The organism is Plantactinospora sp. BC1, assembly GCF_003030345.1.
GTDB lineage: Bacteria > Actinomycetota > Actinomycetes > Mycobacteriales > Micromonosporaceae > Plantactinospora.
In genome coordinates, this window is sequence record NZ_CP028158.1 from 7770553 (window position 1) to 7795021 (window position 24469).

At 67.7% G+C, this 24469-nt stretch carries 11 protein-coding genes; all 11 read left to right on the forward strand.

The genetic code is table 11. The annotated features are described in order from the left end of the window. Positions 1 to 2: 2 nt before the first annotated feature. Entirely contained in the window at positions 3 to 710 is a 708-nt protein-coding gene (locus C6361_RS34110; RefSeq protein ID WP_159079613.1) for a hypothetical protein, read from the forward strand. Next, the gene (locus C6361_RS34115; protein WP_107270280.1) at positions 707 to 5635 is read left to right on the forward strand and encodes a DEAD/DEAH box helicase; all 4929 of its coding nucleotides are present in this window, start codon (positions 707 to 709) and stop codon (positions 5633 to 5635) included. The genes C6361_RS34110 and C6361_RS34115 overlap by 4 nt, the downstream gene beginning before the upstream one ends. A gap of 287 nt (positions 5636 to 5922) precedes the next feature. Further along, entirely contained in the window at positions 5923 to 6123 is a 201-nt protein-coding gene (locus tag C6361_RS34120) for a transposase (RefSeq protein ID WP_199853149.1), read from the forward strand. Continuing rightward, complete coding sequence (locus C6361_RS34125) at positions 6124 to 6792, forward strand: Crp/Fnr family transcriptional regulator (protein ID WP_107270282.1); 669 nt, start codon at positions 6124 to 6126, stop codon at positions 6790 to 6792. Positions 6793 to 6835: 43 nt separating this feature from the next. Further along, entirely contained in the window at positions 6836 to 7717 is an 882-nt protein-coding gene (locus C6361_RS34130; protein WP_199853150.1) for a hypothetical protein, read from the forward strand. Continuing rightward, positions 7714 to 9762: a hypothetical protein gene (locus C6361_RS34135; protein WP_107270286.1), complete on the forward strand. Its 2049-nt coding sequence runs from the start codon at positions 7714 to 7716 to the stop codon at positions 9760 to 9762. Before C6361_RS34130 ends, C6361_RS34135 begins: the two co-directional genes overlap by 4 nt. Then, a complete protein-coding gene (locus C6361_RS34140) occupies positions 9755 to 10495 on the forward strand; it encodes a hypothetical protein (RefSeq protein WP_107270288.1) in 741 nt (246 codons plus the stop codon). The genes C6361_RS34135 and C6361_RS34140 overlap by 8 nt, the downstream gene beginning before the upstream one ends. Before the next feature lie 337 nt (positions 10496 to 10832). After that, positions 10833 to 11345, forward strand: a complete 513-nt coding sequence (locus C6361_RS34150) for a Pycsar system effector family protein (RefSeq protein ID WP_159079614.1) — start codon at positions 10833 to 10835, stop codon at positions 11343 to 11345. A 1605-nt stretch (positions 11346 to 12950) separates the two neighbouring features. Next, the gene (locus C6361_RS34160; RefSeq protein ID WP_369930932.1) at positions 12951 to 16058 is read left to right on the forward strand and encodes a LamG-like jellyroll fold domain-containing protein; all 3108 of its coding nucleotides are present in this window, start codon (positions 12951 to 12953) and stop codon (positions 16056 to 16058) included. Positions 16059 to 16200: 142 nt separating this feature from the next. After that, positions 16201 to 22827, forward strand: a complete 6627-nt coding sequence (locus tag C6361_RS34165) for a putative adhesin (protein WP_107270296.1) — start codon at positions 16201 to 16203, stop codon at positions 22825 to 22827. 20 nt (positions 22828 to 22847) lie between these two features. Next, on the forward strand, positions 22848 to 23759 hold the full coding sequence (locus C6361_RS37345) for a hypothetical protein (RefSeq protein WP_159079615.1): 912 nt from the start codon (positions 22848 to 22850) through the stop codon (positions 23757 to 23759). Positions 23760 to 24469: the final 710 nt, after the last annotated feature.

Below are 24469 nucleotides of genomic sequence, written 5' to 3' on the forward strand. Positions count from 1 at the left end.
AGGTGGTCGCACCCCTGGTGCACTCCGGTCTGATCGCCCTGCCTCCCGACAGGTACGTCAGTGCGACCGACGAGGCGCGGCTATGGACAGCGAGCCCGCTGGCCGCCATGCTCGCCTCGGCCCACCGGCTGCCTGAAATCGCCTCAGATGCCGACCTGGGCGAACAGATCGCCGCGGTATGCGGTGCGGTGGCAACGCAACTGCTCGCCGGCGGTCCCGATCCGTACGAGACGGTCGGCAGGTTCGACCAGTCGGCCGAGGTGTTCGCGTTGCTGCCGGCGGAGGAACGCGACCGGGTGTGGCGGGCGATGCGCGTCGTTCCCGGCGGCCTGCTCGACGCCGACGAACGGATGGTTGCGGCCCGTCACCTGTTCGAGGTACGGGTGCGGCCCGGCCTGGGACGGCTCTCCAGCAACGCGGAGGGGCTGCTGCGCGCCCTGCAAAAGCCCTTAGCCGAGTGCGGTGGGCCGCGGGTGGTAGCCGCGGTGCAGGCCCGCAACCCGACTCGAGGGTGGCTCGCTCTCCCCGCGCTGTCGCTGGCGTTCGCCTTCGTGGCGCGGCTGGCCGCCCGAGGGCACGTGGCTCCGGCCGGGCTGCTGCCACGAATCCTTCCCCTACACGCGACGCTCGCCCGCAGCGCGCCGCGTCTCGTCGCGATCGACCTTCTCCTCGCGGAGTTCCTCCTGACCGGAGCCGGAGCATCCGAATGATCCTCGACCCCCTCGCCACCAGTGACGCGATCGTTTCCACCTACCGGCGCTATCTTCGTTCCCTCGTGGAGCCGAAGGATCCCCGGCTGGCGAGCGCGCTCGAAACTGCGATCGGCGACGCGATCAACCAGGAGATCACCAAGGGTCCCCTGCTCGAGGCGACCCCGCCCTACGTCACCAGCGCCACACCCCGGCAACTCATCGACGCGGGCGTGCTCGATCCCGGCATGGCCTGCCTGGGCGCCGGGCTGGCCATGGACCGTCCGCTCTACCAACACCAGGAGCGGGCGATCCGGAAGGCAACTGCAGGGCGCAACATCGTCGTTGCTACCGGCACCGGATCCGGCAAGACCGAGAGCTTCCTTATCCCCATCCTGAGCCGGCTGATGGCCGAACGTGCGGCGGCCAGCCTCGGGCCTGGCGTGCGGGCGCTGCTGCTGTATCCGATGAACGCGCTGGCCAACGATCAGATGAAGCGGCTGCGGGGCCTGCTGGCCGAGGCGCCGGACATCACCTTTGGTCGGTACACGGGTGAGACCCGCCGCAGTCGCCGGGAGGCCGTGGAGGTCTTCGAGCAGCAGAACCCTGGCGAGCGGTCGCTGCCCAACGAACTGCTCAGCCGGGAGGAGATGCAGCAGCGACCGCCGCACCTCCTGCTGACCAACTACGCCATGCTCGAATACCTACTGCTGCGGCCCTTGGACATGGACCTCTTCGAGGGTGAGCACGCCGGGCACTGGCAGTTCATCGTCGTCGACGAGGCGCACGTCTACGACGGGGCTCGCGGGGCCGAGCTCGCGATGCTGCTGCGCCGACTCGCCGACCGGGTGGATTCGGGCCGGTCGGTGCAGTGCATCGCGACGAGCGCGACCGTCGGTAGCGACATGTCAGCGGTGGTCGACTTCGCTGCCTCCCTCTTCCCCGTCCCCTTCGAGTACGACCCCGCCGATGAGGCGAGGCAGGACGTCATCACCGCCGACCGGGTCCAGCTGCCGCCCGGGCCCGAGTGGGGACCCCTGCCCGCCACGGCGTACGAGAAGCTGCTCAACACGCCGGACCCCGCCGGCGCCGTCGTGGCCCTCGCCCGCGAGCACGGGTACGCCGGGGGCGACCCGGCCGAGGCGCTGGCGTACGAGCAGCGCGTTCGCCGGCTCAAGGCGCTGCTCGCCCACGGGCCGATACCGCTGCACGAGGTCGCCCAGGCCCTGTTCCCCGTTAGCGGCGCGTCCGAGACCGCGTCGATGGTCGCTCTCGCCAACAGCATCCACGATGAGGCCGGCACCCCGGTGCTCTCCGCTCGCTACCACCTCTTCGCCCGCGCGACGGAAGGAGCTTTCGCCTGCCTCGGAGCCAACGGGCCGCACGTCAGTCTGACCCGGCACGAGCGCTGCGGACGGTGCGGCGACGCCGCCTTCGAGTTCGGTACCTGCCGCCGCTGCGGCACCGTCTACCTGATGGGCACGTTGGAGCGGGTCGGCACCTTCACCGTGTTCCGGTCCCGCCGCTCCCGCGACGAGCAGCAGGTGTGGATGGCGCTGGTCGACGACGTGGCGACCGACGAGGACGAGGAGATGTTCAGCGGTGCTGCCCAAGCGGCCGGCGAGCTGGGCGCGCTGTGCACCCGGTGCGGGGTGTTCCAGATCGGTAAGGCGGCCCACTGCCCGCGCTGCCCGGACGGCGCCATGCGCGCCGTACGTTTCCTGCGGCAGCGCAGCGACGAGCTCACTGCATGCCTCTCGTGCGGGGGACGCGGAGCCGGCCTGATCCGGCTCTTCGCCAGCGGCAACGAAGCCTCCGCCTCGGTCCTGGCGACCGCCCTCTATCAGAAGCTGCCCATGGCATCCGATCCCATCCAGCGAGGCCTACGAGGCGGCGGACGCAAGCTGCTGCTGTTCAGCGACAGCCGGCAGTCGGCGGCCTACTTCGCGCCATACCTTGAAGACTCCTACGAGCGGGTGCAGCGCCGGCGGCTGCTCCACGAGGGTGCCGTCGCCGCAGCGGCGGCTGACGACGAGGTACGCCTCACCGACGTCGTCTACCACACCTCCCGAGTAGCCGACCGGTACGGCATCTTCGAACGGCGGCAGAGCCGACAGGCCCGGGAGAGGCAGGTCGCCCTCTGGGCACAGGTCGAGGCCGTCGGCGTTGACGAACGCAACTCCCTGGAGGGCAGGGGACTCATCGCCTGGGACATGTCCCGCGACCCCGCGTGGCTACCACCCCAGCCGCTGCTCGCGCTCGGCCTCAGCGACGAAGAGGTCTGGGCGTTGCTCTCCGAGTTGATCCGATCGATTCGGCTCCAGGGCGCCGTCGGTGCCCTCGACGGCGTGAACCCCCGCGACGAGGCGTTCCAGCCGCGGCTCGGCCCGATCTACGTACGCGGCATCGGCTCCGACGCGCGCCGCAAGGTCCTCAGCTGGCTGCCGACCAAGGGGACCAACCGGCGGGTCGACTTCGTGACCCGCGTGCTTGCTCGGCTCGACCGGCAGGCGGACCCGATCCAACTACTGGAGGGCGTGTGGCGCCTGCTGAGCAGGGGGCCACAGGCCGAGTGGCTGATCGCCGGCACCGAGGTCGGCATCGGCCAGGTCCATCAGCTCGACTCCGCCCTGATCACCTGCACGCCGACGGCCGGCGGCCTGACCATGTGGCAGTGCAGCAGGTGCCGAAAGCTCACCCCATTCAACGTGCGCGCCACCTGCCCCACCATGGCCTGCACCGGCGACCTCGAACCATGGACGCCCCCTGCTGCGGGCACCGACCCGGACCACTACCGCAACGTCTACCGGGACATGTACCCAGTGCCGCTGCGCGTCCTCGAACACACCGCCCAGTGGACCAGCGAGCGAGCCGCTGAAATTCAGCAGCAGTTCGTCCGCGGCGAAGTAAACGCCCTCTCCTGCTCCACCACGTTCGAACTCGGCGTCGACGTCGGCGAGCTGCAAGCCGTCATGCTGCGCAACATGCCTCCGACCACCGCGAACTACGTCCAGCGGGCCGGTCGGGCCGGCCGCCGAACCGATTCAGCCGCGCTCGTGCTCACCTATGCCCAGCGCCGCTCGCATGACCTGTCCCGTTTCGCCGAGCCCGACCGGATGATCGCCGGGGAGGTCCGGGCGCCGTACGTGCCCCTGACCAACGTGCGCATCGATCGGCGGCACGCCCACTCCGTCGCGCTCGCCGCGTTCTTCCGGCACCAATTTCGGACCCACGGCACCATCTGGCGTACAGCAGGGGAGTTCTTCCTGCCAAGAGACGACGGGATCACCCCGGTCACGTTGGTCCGTGACTTCCTTACACCGGTGCCGCCGCAGGTCAGCGACTCGCTGCGGCAGGTGCTGCCGGCCGAGGTGCGCGACATCATCGGCGTCGACTCCGAAGAGTGGGTCAAGCAGCTGGTCGACCTGCTGGAGTCGGTCCGGTCCGAGCTGCAGCAGGATGTCGACACGTACGAGCAGAAGCGGCAGGAGGCCTTCACCGCCCGCCAGGACGACAAGGCCGCGCGGTACGGCCGCGTGATGAACACGATCACTCGCCGCGAACTGCTCGGGCTGCTCGCCAACCGAAACGTCCTGCCAAAGTACGGATTTCCCGTCGACACCGTCGAGCTGCGACTGGCCTTCGCGGACGCCCCCATCGCCAAGCAACTGGAGCTTTCCCGAGACCTCTCGTCGGCCATCTACGAGTACGCACCCGGTGCGGAGGTCGTCGCCGGGGGACTGGTCTGGCAGTCGGCCGGCCTGTACCGGCTGCCCGGGCGGGACCTTGAGCGACGCTACTACGCGGTGTGCGACGGATGCGGCCATTACCGCGACTCGATCGACCGCCTCGACCAGGAGTGCCCGGCCTGCGGTGCCGCCCTCGTCGGCGTACCTCGTCAGTACGCCATTCCCGTCTTCGGGTTCGTCGCGGCACGCGGTACCGGCCGGCGACCCACCAGTGCGCCGCGACGGGCCTGGCACGGCGCAACCCATGTCGTGTCGCCGGGTGCCGAACTCTACGCGGACAAGTTGGACCTTGCCGGAGGCGCGATCACCATCCGGGCCGGTGCCCGGGGCGAGCTGGTGGCAATCAGTGACGGCGCGATGGGACGCGGCTTCCTCGTCTGCGCGACCTGTGGCTTCGCTGGCCGGGCCATCGACGGTCGGGTCGACCACGAGAGTCCACTTAGCGGCCGCGAGTGCCGTGGCCGCATGGAAAACCTGTCGCTGGCCCACAAATATCAGACGGACGTCCTCGACCTGAGCTTCGACGGTGCGGTCGTGATCGGAGTCGAGGACCCCGTCTGGCGATCGGTCGCGTACGCGCTGGTGGAGGGGGCGGTACGCGCGCTCGAGATCTCTCGCGACGATATCGACGCGACGGTCTACCGAACCGAAGCCGGCCGCAGCGTGATCATGCTCTACGACACCGTGCCCGGAGGAGCCGGCCACGTCCGCCGCATCGCTGAGCGGCTGCGGGACGTACTCGACCAGGCCCTGCAGCGGGTCCGCGACTGTGAATGCGGCCCGGAGACCAGCTGCTACCGCTGCCTCCGGGTGTTCCGCAACGAGCGCTACCACGAGCAGCTACGTCGCGGCGTGGCGGCGGACGTGCTCAGCCGCCTCCTCGGCAAACACGACCTGGCACCCACCGGGGCGCTGCGGGTATCGCTCTCGGACGTCGGGCCCGCCCTCACCGCGACTCGCCGATTCCTGGTGACGGAGGCGCCCGGCGAGGTCTTCGAGCCCATCACCTCCGGGCAACTCGACCTCTACGAAGGTCGTATCGTCCTTGCCCGCCGTGATGGCGACGCCGCGGTGGGGCGGCTCTGGCTCCGACGCGATGCCGACGGTGTGGTCGGGGCGGGCCTGCAGCCGATAGCCGGAGCGCCGTTGGATGACGGTGCAGACGATCTTATGCTGATCGGCGTTGCTGTGTGGTGATGTGGGGCTGGCTGCAGTTCTGTGTACCTCGCCGATTGCCGCGAGCAACTCAGCTTATGATCGGCAGTACAGACTTGTCGGCCCTCTTCGTTACTTTGGTCGATGCTGGCGAGTGTGCGGGCGAACCTCGATCCTGGGTAAGCGAGGTAGGTGCGCCCGCGCGTCCGTCGATCGGCAGGCGCGGGAGGAAGACATGATCGAGGAGCTGGCAGTTGTCTGAGTGATGTTCCCCGGTTGGTGGAGTCGGTTTGGTTGACTCTCGTGCGTTCCACTCGTTGAGGAGAGACGTGCCGAGGAGTTACCCGCCCGAGTTCCGCCGCCGCAAGGTCCTTGATCTGCTGAAGGCCGGCCGATCGGTGGCCGACCCGGTTCGGGACCTACAGATCAGCGACCAGACCATCTATACCTGGCGCCGCCAGGAGTTGATCGACACCGGGCAGCTACCCGGGATCACGTCGAAGGACGACCGTATCGACGTAGCGTTTTAAATGAACTACTTTCTGTATGTGACGGATGTTCTGGTCAGGATGGCCCGGCAACTGGCCGACCGCATTCCGGCGGAGGACTGGTTCGGGCTGCTCGATTCCGGTGTACCTGTTCACTTCCTCGACCGGCAGATTCTGTTCCATCAGGGCGACGTCGGCCGGCACGTGTACGCGCTGCGGCGTGGCACGGTCAAGGTTGTTCGCGTCGAGGCCGACGGCGGCCAGGCGATTCTCACCTGTCGCACCGCAGGAGACGTGCTGGGTGACATGGCTGCCCTGGACGGGGGCCGCCGGTCGGCGACCGTCGTGGCGTTGGGCCGGGTAGATGCGCAGATGGTCACGGCGGCGCAGTTCCGGGCCTTCGTGGCCCGTCCTGCGGTGTTCGCCGGCTTCACTCTCTACACGGTGGAACGGCTGCGCGAGGCGGACACCCAGCGCAGTGAGATAGCCCTGCTGCCGGTGCGGGCCAGGGTCGCCCGTGCCCTGCTGCGGCTGCACGACAACACGGTGATCCGCATGGCCCAGCAGGACCTCGCCTGTTACGCGGGCGCGTCCCGGAACGCCATTGTCGAGGAGTTGGGAGCGCTGCGGGCCGCGCAGATCATCCGCACAGCCCGGCGGGCTGTTGTCATCGCTGACTTCGATCGGCTGCGCACGATCGCGGAGCTCTGACCCCGCCCCGCTGTCGCGCTCATCACGGCCGGAGTGCCCACTGGTGTGCAGTCTGGCGCGGGCGGCGATCCGCATCCTGTTGGTGTCCGATGTCGTGCGACACGAAGAGGCGCAGATGACCGACGAGCCCGATGTCCCGTACGTGACCTCCGAGACCTTGCCGCCCTACCGAGGAATCCTCGCGGTTGACGCCCGTGGTTTCACCGATCTGCCCGGCCGGCTGCACCAAACCATCAGCGGACTGATCCCGCAGGTGGTGGAACGGGCACTAGCCGACGCCGGGCTGGCCGACGCCTGGAACGAGCCGGCGTTCTTCGGGCCGACCGGCGACGGTTTCGCCATCGGTGTGCCCACCAATGTGCTGCCGTTCCTCCTGCATCCATTCCTGCCGGAGTTGCAACGGGTGCTTGCCCGGCACAATGCGAACACTCGGTCCGGCGACGCTCGCATGCAACTGAGGGTGAGCATCAACGTCGGACCGGTGAAGGATGGGCCGAACCCCTATCTGAGCGGCAACGGCACTGCCCGCAACGACACGCATCGGCTGCTGGACTCCGTACCTGTGAAGGCGATCCTGTCCGCGGCGAGCCCCAGCGTGACCTTCGTGGCGGCGATCATCTCCGAGCGGGTCTATCAGGACGTGGTGCTGCAGGGATACGCCGGCGTGCACCCAGACCGCCTCATCGAGGTGCCGGCGACCGTGGAGGGCAAGAGCTTCGCCCAACGTGCTTGGCTCTACGTGCCCGAGCCGTCTGGGAGCCTCGCCGCCGTGCCGGCGCTCCGGCCGGTCGACCCTTCCTCCACACCGGAGAAGAAGGCGGCCCCCGCAGGGTCGTCGACCGTGATCAACGCGCCGGACAACAGGGGCGGTGTCAGCGGCACCGTCCAGGGCGACATGAACATCGGCCTCGGGAGGGAGTCGTGACCGAGCTGCTGGAACCGCCGGAGACCGTCGACATCGGCGAGATCGAGGAGCGCTTGGCGGAGACCCAGATCAACGCGGCGGGTAACCGCGGGCTCGTCGTCGGATCGGTCGCCGGGGATCTCCTGGTGCAGGTGGACCGTCTGCGTCGAATGGAGCGCCTGGACCCGGAGTACGTTCGCGCGACCGTCGCCGCATACGTCGACCGGTCGTTCCGCACGGTGGCCGGCCAGGAACTGCGCACCGATCAGGTCGTGGAACGGCTGCGGGCGCACCACAGCGTCGTGCTCCTTGGCGAGCCGGGATCGGGCCGGCACACCGCAGCCGTTACCGCGCTGGGCCGGTTGAACGTACCGCTCGAACGGATCCCCGCCTGGGACGCCGGACAGCCCGGGCAGTTCCTTGCGGCCGACCTGCCGGCTAAGGCCGGTACCGGTTATCTCTTCGTCCACCCGGACGACGAGACGACTTCCGGCGAGTTCGGGCGGCAGTTGCGGGCGTACCGCGATCGGCTGGCTGCCAAGGGCGCCTTCCTAGTGGTGGTGGCCCGGGAGGTGGCGTGGCGGGCGACCGGCGAGTCGTGGCCCGACCTCACCTTCGCCGCATGCATCCCGGACCGGCGGCAGCTGCTCGCCGCACGGGTAAGCGCCCGCCGGCCGGGCCGCGACTTGTCCCGGATGATCGGAGACGAGCGCGTCGAGGAGCTGATGTGCAAGGCCTCGCCGCGCGATGTCGCCCGGCTCGCCGATCTGATGGTCGACACCGCCGGACGGGCCGAGGCGGGACAGGACGACGACTGGATCGTCGGTGAGGTGGTCGGTGCCTACCAGGAGTGGACCCACGAGCTGGACGACTGGTTCGGCAAGCACCCAGACGTCGACGCACGGCTGTTTCTGCTCGCGGCCGCCGTGCTCGAGTCCAGTCCGGCGGGGCGCGTGTTGAGGTGCGCCGAGGAACTCGCCGAGATGCTGGAGGGCCGGCAGGTTGGGAGAAACAGCGTCACCACCGCCGGGGTGCGGCAGCTGGCCAAGGCGATCGATGCGCGACTCGAGGGCGATGACGCACGGCTCTACTTCAACCGGCCCTCGTACGCCGAATCGGTGGTCGAGTACTTCCTGACGGACCGCTCGGACGGCTTTCGGAGGGTGTTCACCGACTGGCTGATTCAGGTGCCCAAGGTACCCGGACAGTACGAGGCGACCCAACTGGCCCAGCTGGTCGCCGGCGCGGTGCTCGGGGTAGTCCGCCGGCGCTCTGACATCGGCCTCGTACTGCGGATCGCCAACCGGTGGGCGTTGTCCGGCCTGCTGCGTCCGGTGCTGGCGTCCCTGGTTACCGCAGTGGCGCTCAGCCCCGAGGCCGGCGCGCGGATGCGGGCCCGGCTCAACCAGTGGGCCACCTACTCCGCCAGCATCGACGTGTGGCGGCTGGTCGCCGAGGTCTGCACCGGCGATCTCGCCGACGCCTACCCCCAGGTCGCCCTGACCCGGGTGAAGAACCTCGCGGTGCGCGCCGACGGGCCACTCGTCCCACTGGTCGTGCAGGCCGTGATCGACCTGTGGCAGCGCCCCGCCCTGCAGCGCGATGTGCTGGAGCGTCTGCTGCAATGGCTCGGCGACCCAGCGGCGCCGGCCTTCACGGTGGCCGGCCGGGTCGTCGCAACGCTGGGCACGGCGACCATCCGCGTCGCGTACGAGCAGAACGCCGGCCTGGGCCCGGCACTGCCCGCCGCCGTCGGCAACCTGCTTGAGCACCTCGACGAACCGGAGCACTTGCGCGACACCCTCTACAGCTGGCTCGACCAGGCGGTCGACGACGAGCACTTCGCCGGCTGGCTCATCGAGGTGCTCGCGGCGTCCGTCCGCGGTCCGGGTTCTGCGCTGCGGATCACCTGCGTCCGCACCTTCGCCTACGGCTGGGAGACGCGGGCGGTGTCCAGCCGACGTGCGGCGTTGCGCGAGCGGCTGGTCGACCGGGTCAGCAACGCCAACGCGACCATTCTCGGCTGGGTCCGGGCCGTGCAGCCGGAGGGGGACGGCGATGCCTGACTGGCTCGACCGCCTGTTCCCGGCCCGGCCGGCAGTGACGGCCGCCGCCGCGATCCCGCCAGTCACGTGGATCGACGACGCGTTCCCGGCCACCCTGCCCAGCCGGGTCGAGGGCGGCTGGTTCTCCGCCTTCTTCACGGCACGCTGGTTCGGCGACCCGGCCCGAGGCGACCTGCGCGACTGGCTGCGCGGCGCCATCGTGCGCCGCGCCGAGCGGGTCACCCGAGACCTGAGCGTCATCCACCTCGACACCGCCCAGCTCAGGGTCAACGCCGGGCTGCGCGAGATCACCATCCCAGCCGACGTCCCCGTCCGGCGCCTCACCGTCACGGCGACCCTCACCGCGACCGAGGAGGCGCGGCGAACAGCCGCTGAGTGGGAGGAGTTGCGGACCAAGCTGGCGCTGCGACAGATGAACGACAAGCTCGAAATTGAGCGGCTGCGACACCTGCGGGAAGACATCTTCCGGCGGCCCGAGGTCGCCCGCACCTACTGGCTCGACCGCCATCCGGACGCCATGGAGAGCCTGCTGGACGACCGGTTCGAACGGATCGCCGAAAAGCTCGGCTCGGCGCCGGACAACTCGGCCATGGTAATCGCGAATGTGCTGCGGGACTTCCTGGGCGACCTGGACGCCGAGCACAAGCGGACGCTAATCGACCTGTTGAGACGGTTATTGATTGATTTCCGTCGCGGCGAGCTGGTGGCGAAGCTTCCAGAGGAGCCGGCATGAGGGCGGAGGCGGCGGCGTGGGGCGTCCTCGCCACGGGCGCGTCCGGGCAGGTAGCCGTCGAGATCCTGGCCGGCGACGGAGTCGCCGCACGGGCGACGGCGCTGAGCCTGACCGTCGTCCTCCTGGGGGCGAACGCGGCCGGCCGACGTCATCCGCAGTGGATTTCTATCGCTGTGTGCGTCGCCAGCCTCCCCCTATGGGTCAGTCACGGCGCCGGAGCGCTCAGCATGTATGACCCGGGGGGCGGAGCCGCGTCAGCGCTAAGCCCCGTACTGCTGATCGTCGGGACCCTCCTGCTGCATGTCGAGAGGCAGGACCGCCCCGCAAGAGGAGAACCATGACCCGTGCGCCGCGAAAACCGGACGTCATCGACGCCTGGCACATGGTCTCGCTCGTCGTCGAGTGGACCAAGCACGCCGACACGAAAGCCGGCGCCACCCTAACTGGCGCCGGAGTACTCGGCGGCCTGCTCTACACGCTGGTCGGCAAGGTGCACCGGCCGGCGCCGGTCTTCGTCGTCGCGGTCGCAGCTTGCGCGCTGTCGGTGATCGGCACCGCAGTCGCGGCGATCGTGGCCGTCAGCCCGCGTGTCCGGGGCGGCCGGGCGGTGCAAGCGCCGCTATTCTGCGTGGACATCGCGGAGCGCTTCGCCGACTCCCTGGCGTACGCCACCGAGTTCCAAGCGCTCACCCGCGACCGGAGGATGCTGCACGTCGCCCTGTCCGATCTGATCTGGCACAGCGCGACCATCGCGGCCCGCAAGTACCGAGTGGTCAAATGGGCGACGAGCGGGCTCGTGTTGAGTGTGATCTTGCTGGCGGTAACGGCGGTTGTCAGTACCTTAGCCTGAGTGAGCGACCTGTCGCGGGACTGGAAATAACGGGCTGATCGACCGATCAAGGGAGAGACGCCAGATGACGACCGACACCGCTGTGGGACAGCTGGCCGCCGAGCCGGCCATAGCCAAAGTCGTCGACGCGCCGTGGGAGATCGCCACCGGCTCGGATCTTGTCTTCCCCGAGGGTAACCGGCCGCCGCACGGCACGGACCCGCATGGTCAACGCGTACCTGCCCCGGCTGCACGCCGCAGCCGCCACCGACGCGAGCCTGGGTGCCGCGTTCGTACGCGTGACGGGCCTGCTCGCTGCGCCCACCAGCCTGCTGCGACCGGATCGGGTGCTACGCGTCCTCCTCAGCCGCGACAGCGCCGCATCGAATGGCGCCGACGCGGTCGTACCTCCACCGGTCAGCCTGCCGGCCGACCCGGCCGCCACACTAGGCGGTCAGAGACCCGCCGGCTGACCATCGCAGTGGTCCAGGTCGAGACCTACCTACGTCGACGCGGTGTCGCCGCACCATCTCGAGTAAGGCCAACCAGGACCCGGCGGCAAGGGGTCCCAAGAGGGCCTCTTCTTCCAGCACGGACATGCCCATCGCTCCGCCTTTATGGCCTAGATCACAACATCGTTGGCTGCCTATTAATGTCGGTGACTCTCCGAAGTAACCCCACTTCGCTGCCTTCAACGAGCCGGTTGCGGGTGTCCGTTCTTGATCGTTTCCGGCCTTGTTGCCCAGTGTTGGCGTGAGACTGCGGAGGGTGTTTATGGTCTTCGCCGTTGCTCCGAGCGGTTAGGGGTGTGGCGTGGGCCGTCGGTGGTGCCGCAGGCTGGCTGTGTGGGTGGTGGCGGTGGTGGCCGGGAGCGCCTTGGCTGTGCCGGGCGTGTCGCGTCCTGTTGCGGCGGCCCCGGCGTGTACGGGGGTCGCTGGTTCCGAGGCTGAGGCGTCCGCGATGGCTGCTGCTTGTGCCGAGCCTGTTCTGGTCGAGGGTTCGCGTACCGAGTTCGCGCAGGTGGTGGCGCAGCCGGATGGACGGCTGCGGTTTGAGTCCGGAGTCGTGCCGCAGCGGACCCGCAAGGCGGGAGGCTGGGCGGACGTCGACCTTACGCTGGCTCGTGGCGCCGACGGCCTGTTGCGGCCTGTTGCGTCAGTAGCCGACGTGGCGTTCTCCGGGGGCGGTTCCGGTCCGTTGGTGGTGCTTGCGCGCGACGGTCAGACGATGGAGATGTCGTGGCCGGGGGGCGCATTGCCCGCACCGGTTCTCTCGGGTGACTCGGCGACCTATCCGGATGTGTTGGCCGGTGTGGACCTGGTGGTGCGGGCGACGTGGACGGGGTTCAGCCATGTGCTCGTGGTCAAGTCGGCGGCGGCTGCGGCGAATCCGGCGGTGCGGCAGATCCGGTTCGGTCTTGGCGGAAGTGTGCAGGTGCGATCGGGTCCGGATGGGCGGCTTCGGGCGGCGGCGGGCACCAGGGTCATTGCCTCGGCGGAGCCGCCGGTGATGTGGGACTCGCGCACCGGCGCGGCGGGAGGTTCGGCAGGGCAGAGGACGTCGTCGGCGGAGTCGACGTCCGCGGTTGCGGGGGACGCTGCCCGGGTCGCGCCGGTGGAGGTGGAGGTGTCGGGCGGGGATCTGTTGCTGCGCCCGGACACGGAGTTGCTCACCGCCCCGGACGCGGTTTTTCCGATGTACGTCGATCCGGCGTGGTCGGTGTACAAGACGAAGTGGGCGTACGCGACGAACAACAACTCGTCGAACACCGACTACAGCGTGGCCCGGGTGGGGTTGAACCCGGACACCGGTGCCGTCTACCGGTCGTTCTTCGAGTTCTCCACCACCGCGAACGGAGTTTCGTTGGCCGGCAAACACGTCGAGTCGGCGTACGTGCAGATGAAGCTTGACCACTCCTGGTCGTGCGGTGACACGGTGACGTCGATGTACTCGACGTCGGCGGTCAACGCGACACCGAAGGCGTCGTGGTCGACCGGGCTGAAGGCGCTTCTGGACACCGCCTCGGGTCACGCCAACGAGTCCGGGGGGTGCAGCTCGATCCAACCCGACATGATCATGAACTTCTCGGGGTCGACGGTGACGAGCCACCTGCGGAGCGCCGCGACCGCGAAGTCGTCGACGATTACCGTCGGGTTCACCGCGCGGGACGGGGAGGGCTCGGGGGAGTCGACCCAGGACCGGTGGAAGAAGTTCTTCCCCAATGACGCGAAGCTCTACGTGGATTACGACAGCAAGCCCGGCGTACCGAACGGGCTCCAGGTCGCCGGGGTCGCCTGCCCGGCTTCGAGTGTGTTGACCGTCGGCACGTTGGCCCCAACGCTGTCGGCAGTGTTCCCGGACGCGGACCGGGCCGACTCGTTGACCGGGACGTTCGAGTGGATCGAGGTGCCGGTCAAGGGGATGGGGGTGGTGACCGATACGTTCCCGGGCCGTCAGACCCCACCACCGGCGAAGGCGGGTGTAACTCCTAACGCCCGGGCGACGAGTAGCGCGCTGTCGATCGCGACTGGCAAGACGTATGCGTTCCGGGCCAGGGGCACGGACAAGGCGCCGTACTCGCTGACGGGATCATGGTCGGCGTGGTGTCAGTTCGCCGCTGACACGAAGCGGCCGCCGGTCGTGGTGAAGGTGTTGACGGTACCGGCGGGCCCGGGGATGAAGGGCCGGTTCCGGTTCGAGTCGACGGACACCGACGTGACCAGGTTCCAGTACGGCTGGGACGCCGCGACCAAGGAGATCGCCGCCCAGGGCAGTGGTCCGAAGTACGCGGAGGTCGATCTGACCGCGCCCGGGTTCGGCCGCAACGTGCTGCTGGCCAAGGCGATCGACGCCACCCTCAACGAGGGGTACGGGTCGGTCGAGTTCGATGTCAAGCGCCCGTCACCGCCGGTCGCCGAGTGGGGTCTGCAAACCTATCCGGGGGTCAACCAGGCGGCGGCGCTGGGCGACCGGAAGAAGGCGCCGACCGACTCCTCACTCACCGCCGCGAATGTGACCTGGCCGGATGGTCAGCGAATGGTCGGTGGGCAGGCCGCCACCTTCAACGGCCTCTCGTCCGCCGCCACGACCACGGCCAAGGTGGTGGACACCAACGCCTCGTTCAGTGTCGCCGCCTGGGTACGTCTCGGTGCCCTACCTACCGCCGACGTGAAGATCGCGACCCAGGAGGGTCAGGACGCGGCCGGGTTCGACTTCGGAGTACGGCGCATGGGCACCGGGTTGACGCCGTACTGGTCGTTCCTGATGAAGGACACCGCCGCCCAGTCGAGCACGTCGCGGATGGCGGTGTCCCCGACGGCGATCACCGCGGCGGATGTCGGGCGCTGGACTCATCTGGCTGGCGTCTACGACGCGACGGAGAAGAAGATCCGGCTGTACGTCGACGGCCAGCAGGTTGCCGAGGCTGATCGCACTGCCGTGCCGTGGCAGGCGGCTGGCAGGTTCGCGGTGGGCCGGGGCTTCGGCTCCGGCGCGGTGGAGAACTGGTGGAACGGCGCGATAGCCGAGATGCAGGTGTTCGACCGGGTGCTGGTGGCCCACGACTTCACCGGGCAGCTGGCGAGTGATCCGCTCTCCGGTGGGTTCAACGAACCGGGGATCCTGACGCCGATCCAGGTCGGGAACTGGAACTTCGAGGCCGCGACACCCTGCTACCTGGCCAACCTTAAGGACACCTGCGAGGCGCCGGACACGACGACCGCATGGGACAGGTGGCTCGCTCTGACCAGAGGCGCCGCGATCGGGGCGGGACACACCGCCAGCGGCTCCGGCCTCTGGTTGGACTACGAGTACTTCCCGGAGGAGGGCTACACCGAACCGTCCGAGGAGTACGCCCGCAGCGCGGTCAAGACAGGCGTGACACCGCCCGACAGCGACGGCAACGAGTTCACCCAGTGGCAGGAGACGCCGGTACTGCGGACCGACGACTCGTTCACCATGTCGGCCTGGGTGATGCTGGACCGCCTCGACGGGATGCGTACCGCGGTGTCGCAGCGGGGAACGCACGAGAGCGCGGCGTGGCTGAAGTACTCCACGACCGGTCAGTGGCAGTTCCGCGTCAGCGACGAGGACGTCACGACGACGGCCACCGCCAGCGTCAGCTCGACCTCCGTGCCGCAGGAGGATGTGTGGACGCACCTGACCGGGGTGTACGACGCCTCGCGTGGCGAGATCCGCCTCTACGTCAACGGCGAGTGGGAGGCCACCGAGAAGGTGTCGTTCCGGCCGATGGCGTCGTCGGGCCCGCTGCTTGTCGGCCGCGCGCTGTGGCACGACCAGATCGTCGACCAGTGGACCGGCGGCATCGACGACATCACGGTGTTGCAGGGGGCGATGACCGATACCGCGGTGTTCGAGTGGCACCAGGCTCAGATCCCGGTGACCCCGGGAACCAACGTGCTGCCCCGTGGCCAGGAGCTTACCGAGGGCCAGTACCTGCGGTCGGACATCGGTAACTACCAGCTGCTGGTGCAGTCCGACGGCAACCTGGTGCTGCAACAGGCCGGCCATCCGCTGTGGAGTTCCGGAACCGCGAACAATCCGGGTGCTCACCTGCTGCTCCAGGTCGACGGGAACCTGGTCCTCTACAGCGCGGACGACGTCGCGCTATGGGACAGCGGAACCTGGGGTACCGCCGCGGACCGTCTTGTTCTCCGCGACGACGGCGACCTGGTCCTGCTCGACGCGAACGGGCAGGTCCTGTGGCGCCGCTGAGGAAGGGCCTGGTCGTGACCTCACCCGCAACGGCTGCCGCCGCGCAGACAGTGATCACGACACATGCGAGCCGATCGAACCGGATGACATCCATCAACGTCCACAACGTGATCTTCCGATTCATCTCCGGAGGGAAGAGCTGATGTTCGCAGGGTCGGCATGCGGTTCGCGACGCGGACATCGGCGGTTAACGGCCACTGGTACCCGGCGCGCAGTCGTCAGCGGCGTGGTCGTGGCGCTACTGCTGTCGCTGCTGCCGGGCAATCCCGGGTACGCCGCGCCGGACATTCCGCCGAAGAAGCCCGCGGCACCTCCGGTCGAGAAGCTCGACGCTGACGGCGGGCCGGTGACCGCCAAGGCGTGGGCGCAGAAGCGGGTCACTTCCCAGCCGGCCCCGACACCGATCTGGCCGGCAGCGGCGACCGCCCGGGTCGAACTGCCGACGACGACCGCGCGCACCGTTGCGGGCCGGGGAATCCAGGCCGGGAAGATGCCGGTGTGGGTGGGGCGCGTCGCCGGTGACGCCGGCAAGCGACTATCCGCTCTGGATCTGGAACTGATGGATCGGGAGACCGTTCCGCCGGCGTGGCGGGACGGCCTGGTGCTGAAGGTCGCCGCCCCGAACGGGAATGCCGGCGGCACCGCGACGCTGTCGGTGGACTACAACCAGTTCCGGTACGCGTCCGGCGGGTCATGGGCTTCCCGGCTTCGGCTGTGGCAGGTACCGGTCTGCGCGCTCACCACACCCGAGGCGCCGCAGTGCCGATCGGTACCGCTGCGTACCGCCAACGACCTCGCGGCAGGCGTGGCGTCGGCGCAGGTGACCGTGCCGGCACCACCGTCGACGGCCGCCGCCCGGACGACGCAGCAGCCCACCGCAGAGACGGCCTCGCTCGTGGTCCTCGCCGCCGGCCCGTCCGGCGGCGACGGTGACTTCGCCGCCACCAGTCTGGCTCCTTCGTCGACGTGGTCGGCCGGCGGCTCCTCCGGTGACTTCTCCTGGAGCTACCCGTTGCGGACGCCGCCGGCGACCGGCCCAGCACCGGACATCTCCCTGGCCTACTCCTCCTCGAGCGTCGACGGTCGGTCCGAGGTCACCAACAACCAGCCGTCATGGATCGGGGAGGGATTCGACTACTCGCCCGGCTACATCGAGCGCCGGTACGTCCCCTGTGCGGAGGACTCGAAGAACGGGGCGAACAGCACCACCTCGAGCGGAGACCAGTGCTGGCGGTCGGACAACGCGACGATGAGCCTCAACGGTCGCGGCGGTGAACTCATCTTCCAGTCGGGGAGGGGGTGGCATTCCCGCAGCGAGGACGGGTCGAAGATCGAGAAGCTGACCGGCGCGTCGAACGGGGACGCGGGCGACCCGACCTACGGGGACGTCGGCGAGTACTGGAAAGTGACGACCACCGACGGCACCCAGTACTTCTTCGGCCTGCACAGCCTGCCGGGTCAGAGTGCCAAGACGAACTCGACCCTGACTGTTCCCGTTTTCGGCAACCACTCCGGCGAGCCGTGCCGCAAAACCACCTTCGCCGGCTCCGACTGCGTCCAGGCGTGGCGGTGGAACCTCGACTACGTCGTTGACGTGCGTGGTAACACCATGTCGTTCTGGTACGGCAAGGAGACCAACAAGTACGCCCGTAATGCCACCGACTCCGACGACGTGTCCTATGACCGGGCCGGGTACCTCACCCGGATCGACTACGGTACCTACGACCGCACCGCCGCGACCCACGACGTGACCGAGCGCAGCGTCAACCCGTACGCCCGGGTGGTGTTCGAACCCGACATGCGCTGCACCTCCAACTGCGGCACCGAATCCGCCCCGGTCAAGGAGAACTGGAAAGACACACCCTGGGACCAGGAGTGCAAGGAAACCGCGACCTCCTGCCCGCAGCAGTACACGCCGACGTTCTGGACCTCGAAGCGACTGAAGAAGATCACCACGCGGGTATGGGACACGACAAGGCCGACCCCGGGCTGGCAGGACGTCGAGTCTTGGACCCTGTCGCACACCTACGCCGCGACCGCAGACTCTACCCACGAGGGCCTGTGGCTCGACCGCATCGACCACGCCGGCCTCGTCGGCGGCACAGTGAATCTGCCGCCGGTGACATTCGAGGCCGAGTCGCTGGCGAACCGGGTGTTGACCGAGCACGGCACCACCGACAACTGGCTGCGGATCTCCAGCATCGTCACCGAGACCGGCTCACGGATCAAGGTCGACTACTCGGAGCCCGAGTGCACCGCGGCGATGGTCGAGACGCTGCAGCCGCACACCAACACCAAACTCTGCTACCCGGTCAAGGTGCCCGACCCCGCCGACCTGACCGGCAAGAAGCTGGTCACCGAGTGGTGGCACAAGTACCGGGTCGAGCACGTCGCCGAAGACGACGTGCAGCTCAAGAATGGGCACCAGGCGCCGACGAAGCACACCTGGTACGACTACGGCGGCGATCCGGCGTGGCACTACGCCGACGACGACGGCCTGTCCAAGCCCGACCGCAAGACGTGGAGCCAATGGCGCGGCTACGCCCAGGTCAACACCCGGGTCGGTGACGAGGCCGCCACCCAGACCCTGGCCGTGACCAAGTTCATGCGTGGCATGCACGGCGACAAGGCCAGCCCGTCCGGTGGCACCCGCAATGTACCGGTGACCGCGTCGCTGGGCTCGGAGACCGTCTACGACGAGGACCAGTTCGCCGGACAAATCCGCGAACAGATCGTCTACAACGGCGTGGAGAGCAAACCAGTCTCCAAGACCGTGCACGTCCCGTGGCGCTCCGAACCGACCGCCAGCCGCACCATCAACGGCGACCTGGTCGAGGCACGCTTCACCGACACGCAAACCACCTACACTGCCACCGCACTCGGCGTCGATGGCGACCGCGGCTGGCGCGTCTCACGAGGTCACCAGGACTTCGACCACCGCTACGGCACAATCAACTGGTCCCAGGACGACGGCGACATCGCCACCACCGGCGACGAGAAGTGCGTCACCTACAGCTACAACCGCAACCTCACCAAGAATCTCACCCAACTCGTCAAGCAGACCACCACCACAGCCCTGCCATGCGACGCACTGCCGACGAGCGTCCACGACGTGATCACCGACTCGCGCGACTACTACGACGGCGCCACCAGCGTCGACACCGCACCCCGATTCGGGTCCGTGACGAAGACCGAGGAACTGAAGGACTGGGCCCGCGCCACCGGAACGGCGTGGCGCACCACCTCCCAGGCCAGCTACGACAGCACGGGTCGGCAGCTCACCAACACCGACGTCAAGGGCAACGTCACCACCACCGCCTACACCCCGACCGTCGGCGGACCGGTCACCAAGACCACCACAACTGGCCCGGCACCGTACAACTGGGTCACCAGCGAGGACTACAACCCGTACTGGGGCTCCACCACCAAGTCCACCGACCCCAACGGGAAAATCAGCGGGGAAGCGGAGTACGACGCCCTCGGACGGGTCGCCAAGGTCTGGCAGCTCGGCTGGTCGAGGACTGACAACCCGACCAAACCCTCCGCCCAGTACAGCTACACCTTCGCGTCCGGCCGTAACGCCTACCCGTATGTCCGGTCGCAGACGCTGAACCCGGACGGCAACTACATCACCTCGTACCAGATCCTCGACGGCCTGCTGCGCCCCCGGCAGACCCAGTCCATCTCCCTCGGCGGCAGCGGTGACCGGGTGGTCACCGACACCATCTACGACGAGTTCGGACGGCCGGCGACCTCCTACGCGGCGCACGCCGAGCCGGGCGCACCCGAGGGCGTGCTGTGGTGGGAACCCGAATGGTCTGTGGCGGCCGTGTCGAAGACCCTCTTCGACCGGGCGTCCCGCCCCACCAACGAGATCTACTTCGCTGGCGACGGGGAGGTCAACCTGGTCGAGAAGTGGCGCACCGTCACCAGCCACGAGGGGGACCTCACCAAGGTCACCCCACCGGAAGGCGCGACACCCACCACCACCCTCACTGATATCGAGGGTCGCACCGTCGCGGTACGGCAGCACACCACCCCGGCCGGCGTCAGCGGGCCATACCAGGAGACCAAGTACGTCTTCAACCGCAAAGACCAGCTCGTCAAGAGCATCGACCCGGCCGGCAACGAGTGGATCAACGAGTACGACGTCCAGGGCCGGCACTGGCGGGTCACCGACCCGGACAAGGGCGTCACCACCAGCACCTACAACGACTTCGACGAACTGGTCAAGACGACCGACGCCAACAACGAGGTGCTGTGGTACGTCTACGACCAAATCGGCCGCAAGACGCAACTGCGTGACGACTCCGCCACCGGCCCGCTACGGGCCGAGTGGAAGTACGACAGCCTCTACACCGGCCAGGGCGGCTACCGCGGCCAACTCACCCAGGCCACCCGCTACGAACCGGCCGGATCGAACAACGCCTACCGATGGCAGGTACGCCAGTTCGACAACCGCTACCAGCCCAAGGGCGTCAACTACGTCATCCCGGCCGCCGAGACCGGTCTGAACGCCACCTACCTCTACGCCTACACCTACTCCGACTTCACCGGCACCCCGATCACGATGTCGTACCCCGGCGCCGGCGGTCTCGTCACCGAAGAACTGACGACCGACTACGACGCCACCACGGGCATGCCCACCCGGCTGGACACCAGCCTCACCGGCTCGGCCGGCACCATGGCCACCGCCTCCTACACCGCCTACGGAGAACGCTCCGGATCCATCTACAAGATGCCCGGCGGCAAGTACACCCAGGAGGTCGTCCGCCGGGAGGAAGACACCCGCCGCGTCGACCGCGTCACCATCGAGCGGGAAACCGCCGACGGGATGGTCTCCGACCGCAACTACGACTACGACGACGCCGGCAACATCACCGCCATCGCCGACACCCCGACCGCCGGCGAAGCCGACACCCAGTGCTTCCGCCAAGACAGCCTCGGCCGACTCACCACTGCCTGGACGCCGAAGACCGAAGTCGGTTGCGACCCCGACCCGACCATCGACAGCCTGGGCGGGCCGGCACCGTACTGGCAGGACTGGACCTTCGACACCACCGGGTCACGACTGACCGAGACCAGCCACACCCCGGCCGGTGACACCACCCGCACCTACGCCGTGCCGACCGGCGGGCAGGACGTCGTCCGACCACACGCCGTCACCCAGATGACCACCACCGGCCCAGGTCAACCCGCTGTCACCGCAAAGTACGACTACGACCAGGCGGGCAACACCACCTGCCGACCGGCCGCGATCACCGCTAACGACTGCACCACCGCCACCAACAGCCAGACTCTGCAGTGGAACGCCGAAGGCAAACTCGCCACCGTCACCACCGGCGGCCAGACCATCGAAACGAACATCTACGACGCCGACGGCGTACGACTTATCCGCCGCGACGCCACCGGCACCACCCTCTACCTACCCGGCCAGGAGATCCGCCGCGAAGGCGGAGTCAACACCGGCACCCGCTACTACAGCTTCGCCGGCACCATCTGCGCCAGCCGCAAGGGCAGCTCCGCGATCAGCGACCTGACCTGGATCTACCCCGACCACCAGGGCACCCAACAGACCGCCATCAGCGCCGACGGCACCCAGGCCGTCACCATCCGCCGGCAGACCCCGTACGGCGACAGTCGTGGCGAAAGCCCGGTATGGGTCAACAGCAAAGGCTTCGTCGGCGGCGACATCGACCCCACCGGCCTGGTCAACATCGGAGCCCGGCAGTACGACAGCATCCTCGGCCGTTTCATCTCCGTCGACCCGGTCATGGACCTGGCCGACTCACAACAGTGGAACGCCTACGCCTACAGCTACAACAGCCCGATCACCCACTCCGACCCGACCGGCCTGCGACCCGACTGCGGCGGCGGCACCGGAACGTACAGTTGCAGCAGCAACGTCCCCAAGGCAAACCCCGAGATCAACAAGGGTAACTGGCCCGACACTAAGAGTAAGAACACCGCAGTCACTGGCGCCTACGCCGCAAAACTGCGCGCGCAGGCGATTGCGGAACGTAAGAAGCGCGAGTGTCAGTCCAGCTTCTGGTGCCGTAATGCGGGCGCGGTGGGCGCGGCAGCTGGTATCGCGGCGGGCGTGATCGTCGGTTCCGCCTGCACGGCAGGGAGCTTCGGCGTGGGCGCCGTCGGCTGTGCAGCCATTGGCGGTTTTGTCGGTGGTGCCGTCGGCTCGCTCGTCACTAACGCGCTCGATGAAGACGATGAGAGCGGCTGGCAACTCGCCGGCGAGGCGCTCCTCGGAGGTGTCATCGGCGGCGCATTCGGCGCAGCTGGCGCAGCCGTCGGCGGTGCTGTCGCCAGCCAGGTGGCTGGACGTGGTGTAGGCGGGGCTTTGTCGAGAAGCTTGGCTCGCCCTAGTGGGCGGCCGGGCCCGGCACCGCCGCGTAGAGTAGTGGAGGGTGGTCGACCCGATGGAGAGCGTGTCTTTGCGGGGCACGGGGAGCACAGCTTGTCCAATGGCAACTTCACCGTCCCCGAAGGAACGCGAGTCGCTGTATACGCCCGATACGGGCAGTCGCTTGACGATACACAGGGGTTTGCCGTGGAGAGTGGGAGCTCGTCGGTACGTGCGGTTCGCGTGTATGAATCCGGTGAGTCAATGCCGAATTTCACGTTGATGCCTCCGAGTAATTTACGAATTCGTGCAAATTCACAAACAGTGGAGGCTCCCACTTTGTTGAGTGATCTGGTCAGGCCCAACATGGGAAGATGTCACTGGGCGGCCTGCGGTGGTATAGGTAGATAGAGTATGATGCTATGGGGGTCGTGTCCCGCACGATCCAGGGATTTGGTGTGGGATTATTTGGAACGGTGTGCCTATTTATGCAAACTGGTCGCGAAGAGGCGTCAATTCAGGTTTGGTTGGACGAAGTATGGTCCAGGGCGCGGCGGGTGGTGGTCTTGCAAGGCGGCGAGGGTGAGCCGCCTACAGGAGAGCGGCAGACCCTCGCGGTCATCGAAGACGGCGCCTCGCTGAATCGTATACGAGAGTGGACCACAGCTGGTGAGTTCGTAGCCGACATCTGCCGCTGCCCTGGGGATTTGACGCTTGTCCTCTACGATAGTGAAAGCTCGGCCATCGGTTCGGCAAGTCTGCACCCGGACAGAGTCGCCTGGGAGCGGAGTATTTTTCTGAGCGATCTATGTGGTGCTGATTTAGTTGCGTTGCGCCTCTTTCTCTCCGGTTTGGGAATTAATGGCGCCTCCGGCGCGGTGTTAGACAAGTTGATTTCTGTATTGAATCTTCACGAGGGTGACGTGCAGTTCCGTCGAGCGGGCGATCGTGCCGAGCTTGTCGCGCGCCGTGTTCCCCTCTCCTTGGTTGACGTCCTGTCTCTTAAGTCAGGAGAACAGGCCGCCAATCTCGAACAGGACCTGGTCGAGCGGCTAACTGCTGATCTGGTTCGGGCAGAAGGTAGCTGGCATGCAGCCATTAAGAGGTTGTTCGCATGGCTTGGGTCCGTGACTTGGCCAGCTGAAGCGGTTGCGGGTGACGGGCAACTCGTGCGCCGAATGTTAGATGAGTTTGATGCAATCGCTATTGCGCGGGTGCTTCCCGAGCTCGCCGGGCCGCCTGAAGTAATGGGGGCAGTGGCTTGGGCGGCATTTCGTGGCGAGGATGCTTCAACTATGAGTGTTCTTGGGTCAGCGATTATTCGTCTTTTGCGCCAATCATAAGAGGAGCCTCCCGCTTCTGCTGAAACTCCTGGACGGGCTGCAACCTGGTGAACGGAAGATCTGCTCTGGGCGGATCAAGTGACCACACGCACCTCACACGAACCGCTATGGATGTCTGCTCGAGTTGTGAGGGAAGGCTCATGGAAGTCGAGCCTTTGCGGGTAGAGCTCAGCCCATGGCCGCCATAGCCCGCGTCTGGATCGTCGTCGGATTCGTCAATGAGGCCGAAGACGACGTTGGCCCGCGACTCTCCTTAACCTAATTCCTCGCAGGTCACCGAGTCGCTGCGGCAGGTGCTGCCGGCTGAGGTGCGTGACATCATCGGCGTCGACTCCGAAGGCTGGGTCGAGCGCCTGGTCGCCTGTGGGTTCGGCCAGGGCGGCGAGCACTCCGGCGGCGTGGGTGACATCTGACGTAGTCCTCCGTGCCGCCTCTAGCTGTGCCCGTAGTGACTCGATGATTGCTGACGCCTCATCCCGGTCGGTGAGTGCGGCGGCGAGTTCCTGCCGAGCGGCGTCGCGTTCACGGACGGCCCACACGAGCTAACCACGCGCCCGGTCGCGGGCCTTTCGCAATTCAGCGAGGTTGCGTTGGAGCCGGTTGGCGCGGCGTTCGTCGACGGTTTCGGGGTCTTCCTCTTCGGCCGGTTTGCAGGTGGGTCGAACCGTGTAAGGTGCCAAAACTGATTCTGGCCGCTGACCTGCGACTTC